General features: G+C 57.7%; 5 protein-coding genes. 1 reads left to right on the top strand and 4 read right to left on the bottom strand.

Annotation, left to right across the window (positions count from 1 at the left end; translation table 11 throughout):
* Nucleotides 1-76: 76 nt before the first annotated feature.
* Nucleotides 77-1,873 (bottom strand): thiamine pyrophosphate-requiring protein, encoded by a 1,797-nt coding sequence (locus tag RTM13_RS14990; protein WP_312212807.1) that lies wholly within the window; start codon nt 1,871-1,873, stop codon nt 77-79.
* Nucleotides 1,874-1,992: 119 nt separating this feature from the next.
* Here RTM13_RS14990 and RTM13_RS14985 point away from each other — a divergent pair, with 119 nt between their 5' ends.
* A complete protein-coding gene (locus RTM13_RS14985) occupies nt 1,993-2,445 on the top strand; it encodes a DUF4385 domain-containing protein (protein ID WP_409456052.1) in 453 nt (150 codons plus the stop codon).
* On the opposite strand, the gene RTM13_RS14980 is transcribed toward RTM13_RS14985, so the two are convergent.
* The 3 genes from RTM13_RS14980 to RTM13_RS14970 all read right to left on the bottom strand — a co-directional run bounded on the left by RTM13_RS14980 (nt 2,442) and on the right by RTM13_RS14970 (nt 6,963).
* Complete coding sequence (locus tag RTM13_RS14980; protein ID WP_312212803.1) at nt 2,442-2,762, bottom strand: YfiM family lipoprotein; 321 nt, start codon at nt 2,760-2,762, stop codon at nt 2,442-2,444. The genes RTM13_RS14985 and RTM13_RS14980 overlap by 4 nt on opposite strands.
* 55 nt (nt 2,763-2,817) lie before the next feature.
* Nucleotides 2,818-4,173, bottom strand: a complete 1,356-nt coding sequence (pssA, locus tag RTM13_RS14975) for a CDP-diacylglycerol--serine O-phosphatidyltransferase (RefSeq protein ID WP_312212801.1) — start codon at nt 4,171-4,173, stop codon at nt 2,818-2,820.
* A 129-nt stretch (nt 4,174-4,302) separates the two neighbouring features.
* On the bottom strand, nt 4,303-6,963 hold the full coding sequence (locus RTM13_RS14970) for a GNAT family N-acetyltransferase (RefSeq protein WP_312212799.1): 2,661 nt from the start codon (nt 6,961-6,963) through the stop codon (nt 4,303-4,305).
* Nucleotides 6,964-6,986: the final 23 nt, after the last annotated feature.

Below are 6,986 nucleotides of genomic sequence, written 5' to 3'. Positions count from 1 at the left end.
TACAGACGATGCCGCTCCCGCAGGCCGGGCAAACGGCGTGCCGCCCGGCGTGGTACTAAGCCTTATGTCTTATGCCTTACGCTTTATTTCCCGGCAGGACCGTATTGATAATCTGACTTGCCGTATCGGCGATCACTTTACCTGTGGATCGGTCGCCTTTCGCCATTGACGACATAAACGCTTTCGCCTGCTCAAACGTAATATGCGGCGGTAGGGGCGCGACTTCCGGGTCGGTTTTAACCTCCAATACCACCGGGCGATCCGAGCTCAACGCTTCATTCCATGCGTCATGCAGCTTATCCGGATCGTCAACGAAGATCCCTTTTAGCCCAATGGACTCCGCAAACTTCGCGTAAGGCACGTCTGGCACATCCTGAGTCGCCTCAAAGCGGGGATTTCCCTCCATGACGCGCTGTTCCCAGGTCACCTGATTAAGATCTCCATTGTTAAATACGCAAACAATGAGTCGTGGATCGGACCAGCCCTGCCAGTACTTCTGGATGGTAATTAACTCAGCCAGGTTATTCATCTGCATAGCGCCATCGCCTACCAGCGCAACGACCGGTTTTTCCGGGAAGGCGAACTTAGCGGCAATAGCATAGGGCACCGCCGCACCCATGCAGGCCAGACCGCCAGACAGAGAGGATCGCTGGCCCTGCTTAACTCTGAAATCACGTGCGTACCAGTTTGCGCACGAGCCGGAGTCGGACGTGACGATAGCATTGTCCGGCAGCAGGGGTGACATTTCCCACACTACGCGCTGAGGATTAACCGGGTTGGCTTTCGCCATGGCCCGCTCCTCCATTTTTTCCCACCACGCCTGGACAGAGACTGCGATCTTCTCCTGCCATGCACGATCCTCCTTGTGCTTAAGCAGGGGCAGCAGCGCCTGTAGCGTACTGACCGCATCACCGTGCAGATTCACTTCAGTGGGATAACGTAACCCCAGCATGGAGGCATCAATATCGATCTGTACTGCACGTGCCTGTCCCTCTTTAGGTAAAAACTCAGTCCACGGGAAGCCAGTGCCAATCATCAGCAGCGTGTCGCAATCCTGCATCAGATCCCAGGAGGGTTCAGTACCCAACAAGCCGATACAACCCGTGACGAACGGCGCATCATCAGGGAGTATATCTTTACCCAGCAGCGCCTTCGCGACCCCTGCACCAAGGAGGTTAGCCGTCTGAACCACTTCAACGGCGGCATCCCGTGCACCCGCGCCAATCAGGATCGCTACCTTTTTACCTTCGTTGAGGATGTCGGCGGCACGCTGAAGATCGTACTGATAGGGAATGATCTGCGGGCGTTGATAGCCAGGACCGGAGTGCGTAAAGCCATGGGCATGCTGCGGCTCCTGCCACTCTTCATCCTGGATATCCTTCGGCAGGATCAGCACCGTGACGCCGTTATTGGCTTTGGCGATACGCACGCCGCGATCCACCAGATGGCGTACTTGAGAGGGCGTCGCCGCCTCCTGCACGAAGTTCGCCACGTCGCTGAATACGCGATCGAGGTTGATCTCCTGCTGATAATTCGAGCCGCGGGCCGTGGCCTCTGCCTGGCCCGCAATGGCGATCACTGGCATATGGTCCATGCGGGCGTCATACAGGCCGGTCAGCAGGTGGGTCGCGCCTGGGCCGCCGGTGGAGAGGCAGACGCCAGGCTCGCCGGTGAACTTGGCGTGGGCGCAGGCCATAAAGGCAGCCATCTCTTCATGGCGTACCTGAATAAACTCAATTCCGTTACCCGCTTTTTCAGCGCGCTGCAGCGCACCGAGTACGCCGTTAATGCCATCTCCAGGGTAGCCATAAATACGGGTGACGCCCCAGGCTTTTAATCGTTCTACAAAGAAGTCGCTGGTCATCTGAGCCATTATTTTTCCTCGTGTCTGGTGTTTGTTCGAGGATAGTTCACCTAAGGCAAATCGGCGAAAAAGGGGGAGTTCTCTGAAGAGTGCTATGTTTAAAAGAGCAAACACAACGGAGAGTAGCGGTGCGCAAAGAATTTGATTATGAGCAGGACTTTACTGAAACAGATTTTCGCGAGCATCCCGAACGTTACCAGGTGGGCCGGGGAGAGCAGGGCGTATTGCTGGTCGAGCCCTATAAGGGGGAGATCCTGCCCTTCTGGCGCTATAAGGATCCGGAGTCGGCGCAGAAATCAGCGGAACAGATTTATGCCCTGTTTGAAGAGTACCGCAAGAGTGATGACTTTGTCGGTATGGATATGGCACGTAAGTTTATTCAGATGGGGTATACCCGCGCCCGGCGTTACGCCAACTACAAGGGCGGTAAAAAGTATGATGAGAACCGCGAGCTAAATCCACGTGGTAACGATCCGGTTAAAGCAGCGGCGGCGGCAATATTCAAAACCTGGTGGGATCGGATCCGCGCCGATGAGGATTACCTGAAGCGTAAAAAAGCGCATCAGGCGAAATGGGGCTAGTGCGCCAGCTGCCAGACGGTGTAGCCGGTCGTTGCCCCTGCCACATCCCAGGCAAAATCTTTCCAGCTCCAGCCGCTTCCTGCCGGGCGGCTATCCCACAGCTCCTTTGACGCCCCCAGGCTCAGCGAAAACATAACCCCGATAGCCGCGCTGCGATCGGCGCTGACGCCCTGACGCTGGGCATACTCATTCCCCGCGGCAGCGAGCATGGCAGAGCCAATGAAGTGCTGGGCCTTGTCCTGACCATGCCACCGATCGTCAGCCATATGCGTGCAGCCGGTTAACAGCAGCAGGGAAGGTAAGATAAGTGCGCGCATCGCCAATCCCAATAAAAAGGCCCCATCGATGACGGGGCCTAACGTTGTAAACAGGTTACAGAATACGGCTAATCAGCCTGTCGATACGTATCCTACGCAGGCGGCGGATGAGCTTACGCACCTTAACCGGGTACTCGGCAATGCTTTGCAGATCGCGATAGTGTTTCACCACGGTAGTATGGGTGCGGATCAGCTCCAGCTCTTTATCACGCTGCGGAGCCAGCTCCTGCTGCGGATCGTGGATAAGGATCGCATTTTCCAGATCCAGTCGCCATGCGCGTGGGTTAAGGTTGTTGCCGGTCAGCAGCAGCCACTCGTCATCCACCCACATCCCTTTCAGGTGATAGCTGTTATCCGCATCCTTCCACAGGCGGACAATGAGCTGATCGGTATTCACATAGTACTGCAGACGGCTCAGGAAGCGGCGTAGGTTAATCTCATAGAGATAGGGCAGCGCGCCAATGATCTTAAACGGCTCGTTTTCCGGAATATAGAAATCGTTCGCTGTCTTATCCCCGACGATGATCTCAACTTTCTTACCTTCGCGCAGCAGCTGAATGATATTGCGTACCAGCACCGCCGGCAGGTTAAAGTAGGGGGTGCAGATCGTCAGCTTGTGCTCGGTGCACGGCATCAGATGGAAAATCGTCTTGTTGAGCAGGCTGGTTTTGCCAAGGCCCACCAGCGGTGTTACCGCCAGTTGCTCGTTATCCGCATCGCCCTGAAAATGGTAGCCTGCGTCACGCAGCTCCTGGCGGAATTGACGAATATCATTTTTGATTTCCGGGCTCTTAGGTCGCTGGTCGCTATCGAGGCGGTTAACGCCGCACCCCTGAATCAGATTCCTGTCGACCCACTCCAGCATAATGTCGGCCATCCGCGCATTGCGGATCAGCTGGTAGCGGTCATAGCGATACTTCTCATGCTGATGCAGGTAGACATCGTTCAGGCTGGCACCGCTGTAGAGCACGGCATCATCAATGATAAAGCCTTTATAGTGCAGCACGCCCAGCGCTTCGCGGGTATTTACCGGCACGCCGTAAACGGCGATATCAACGCCGGGGTTCTCCTGCGCCAGACGGCAGTACCAGTCAGCATTTGTATTAGCCGCAGCAGCGCCGATACGGCCGCGCTGGGCACGATGCCAGTCGACCAGAACGCGCACATCCAGCTCCGGCCGCTGGCGTTTCGCCTCATAGAGCGCCGCCATAATGTCTCTACCGCCGTCGTCCTGCTCAAGGTACAGGGCGATAATACAGATGCGTTGTGTTGCACTGGCAATCTGTTTAAGCAGTGTCTCCCGAAAGTCGGCGGGAGAGTAATAAAACGTGACATCATCAACTGACTGAGAGAGCTTAGGTAGTTGAGCAAGGTGTTGTTGATGTTTATTACGCTTAAATTTTGACAACATCACAGTGCGTATCTTCTCTGTTTATTGAAGGGTCCTCTGTATCATGCATCTACAGAAGCATGCAGACCACATAAGCGGACAATGATAACACCAGAGCCAGCGAAGTGGTCAACATTTCCAGTACCTTACTCAGGAGCCGCCAGGCTCCGCAAGAGGAAGCGTCAGGCTGACAATCCCATCCTCCAGCTGGATATCGACGGTAAAGCAGAGTTTACGTGCCAGCGTTACCATACCGCGATTATTAGGCATCGTAATACCATTCAGACGCATGAGACCATGATCGCGGGTATAGCCAATCAGTTTCTCCAGCAAGCGCCTCCCCAGACCCAGACCCTTGAGGTCGGAACGGACCAGTACGGCAAACTCTGCATCCACGTTGTCCGGATCGGAGATCGCCCGCGTCACGCCAAGGATCTCTTCGCCATCGTCAGTACGGCGCACGGCAACGATCGCCATCTCCCGATCGTAGTCGATCTGGGTCATATTGGCTAAGTCCTCATGGGTGAATTCGTTGATCTCACTGAAGTAACGATAATAAAGATCCTCTTTCGTGACGCGGGCGATAAAACGCTGCAGGGCCGGCTCATCTTCGGGGAGGATAGGGCGGAACAGGCAGGTATCACCGTTCTTTAGCGTCACGCTCTCCTCAAGATGCTGAGGGTAGGGACGAATCGCCAGCCGACTTTCGCTGCTGCCGCTAAATGCAGCCAGCGTCATCGTTACGTCGAGGGCGGTAAACTCCCCGGCGGAGGCCAGCAGCGGGTGAATATCCAGCCGCTGGATCTCCGGGCAGTCGACAATCAGGTTCGAGACCCGCACCAGAAGTTGGCTCAGGCCGATCACGTCCAGCGGCTGGAGACCGCTGCGTCCGCGGATCTTCTTATTTTTGATGGCCTGAATGACCAGGTAGCGGGCAAGGTTCATGTTCAACGGCGGCAGCGCCACCGCGGCCTGGTCCTGCGCTCGCCACTCCACGCCGCCTTCGCCCAGCATGATCAGCGGACCAAACACCGGATCCTGCTCTACCACTACCCGTAGCTCCTGGGCACCGGCGCGGTTAGCCATGCTCTGCACCTGCAAACCGTGCACCCGCGCCTGCGGCCAGCGCATCTTAACGCGATCGATAATCGCCTCTGCCGCCTGCTGTACTTCCGCAGCGGTACGCAGATAGAGCATTACCCCCTGAACTTCCGACTTGTGCGGAATATCTGGGGAGCGCAGCTTTAGGGCGACGGGGTAGCCAATCTGGCCAGCAATATATACTGCCTCTGCGCTATCGCTGGCAATCCAGGTCGGGAGCGTGTGCAATCCGTAGGCGTGCAGTACCGGCTGGACTTCATGGGTATCGAGCGTGGAGGCCCCCTCATCGATAGCGCGCTGCAACAGCTTATGCGCTTCGGCGGTATCGGCGTTCAGGTTACTGGGCAGGGCCGGGGTTTCCCGGAGCTGCTTCTGGTTACGACGATACTCCACCATATGCATAAAGGCGGTGATGGTCCCCTCTGGCGTTCGGTAGGTGGGTAACCCCGCCTCACTAAACAGTCGGCGGGCCTCCTGAGAGGAGAACTCCCCGCACCAGTTGGTCAGCACGGTGACATATTTACCGCGCGGATGCTTTTTCAGGGCTTCGATCAGGGCCAACGCGCTCTCGCTGCCGGGGGCGGCGGCGCTGGGGGAGTGGATCACCAGCAGAGCATCGTAGTCCGGGCTGTCGAGCAGGATGTTAAGCGCGGTGATATAGCGCTCGCTGCTGGCATCGTCGCGCAGATCCAGCGGGTTATCCGCTACGACGGATCCGGGCAGCGCCTCACGCAGGCGGGAGAGGGTCTCCTCGCCGAGGGTCGCCAGCTTGCCGTTGCGCAGCCACAGCTCGTCCAGCGCCAGTGCCGCCGGTGCTGCGCCGTTGCTGACAATCATCAAGCGCTCTCCACGCAGCGGACGCATATGACTCAGGGTCTCAACGGCGGAGAAAAGCTCATGGGTATCCTGCACACGCAGCAGGCCTGCGCGCTGGATTGCCGCATCCCAGGCGGGATCCATCCCGGCGTTGACGTGCAGCAGGCGCTGCGCCGCCGGGCTACGGCCGCTTTTAATCACCAGAATAGGCTTATTACGCGAAGCGCTACGGGCGGCCGACACAAAGCGCCGGGCATCGCTCAGATGCTCCAGGTAGAGCAGGATAGCGCTGGTTTTGCTGTCGCGGGCCAGGAAGTCGAGAAGCTCATCAACGTCGATATCCAGACTGTCACCGAGGGCGATAAAGTAGGAGAAGCCCATCTCGCGCTGCTGGGCCCAGTCGAGAATGGTATTGGACACCGCCGCCGACTGGGAGATAAAGGCCAGCTTGCCGCGGGCGATCGGTACCGGAGAGAAGCTGGCGTTAAGCCCCTGCCAGGGTGCCAGCAGGCCAAGGCTGTTTGGCCCCAGCAGGCGCATCTGGAAGCGGCTGGCGCAGGCCAGCAGGTCGGCATGCTGTTCCGGCGGCGCAGAGAGGATGATGCAGGTCTTACACCCCTTCAGGCCTAACGCCTCCAGCAGGCTCAGGTTGCGTTTTGCATGGGTGCAGAGCACGGCGAGATCCGGCGTAAAGGGCAGGCTGGCAACGTCCGGCCAGGCCAGCACCCCCTGCACGGCTTTCCAGGCCGGGGTCACCGGCAGCACCGGGCCGGCAAATCCGCCAGCCAGCAGGTTACGCATCATCAGAAAACCGGCGCGATCCGGCTTCATTGAGGCACCAATCACCGCAATCGACTTAGGGCGCAGCAGCGCTTCCAGTCCTCGTTGGCTCATACCGGTCTCCAGAAAAGAGTGAC

The organism is Pseudescherichia sp. (assembly GCF_031979925.1).
GTDB lineage: Bacteria > Pseudomonadota > Gammaproteobacteria > Enterobacterales > Enterobacteriaceae > Pseudescherichia.
This window is presented reverse-complemented; position numbering and strand designations above follow the sequence as displayed.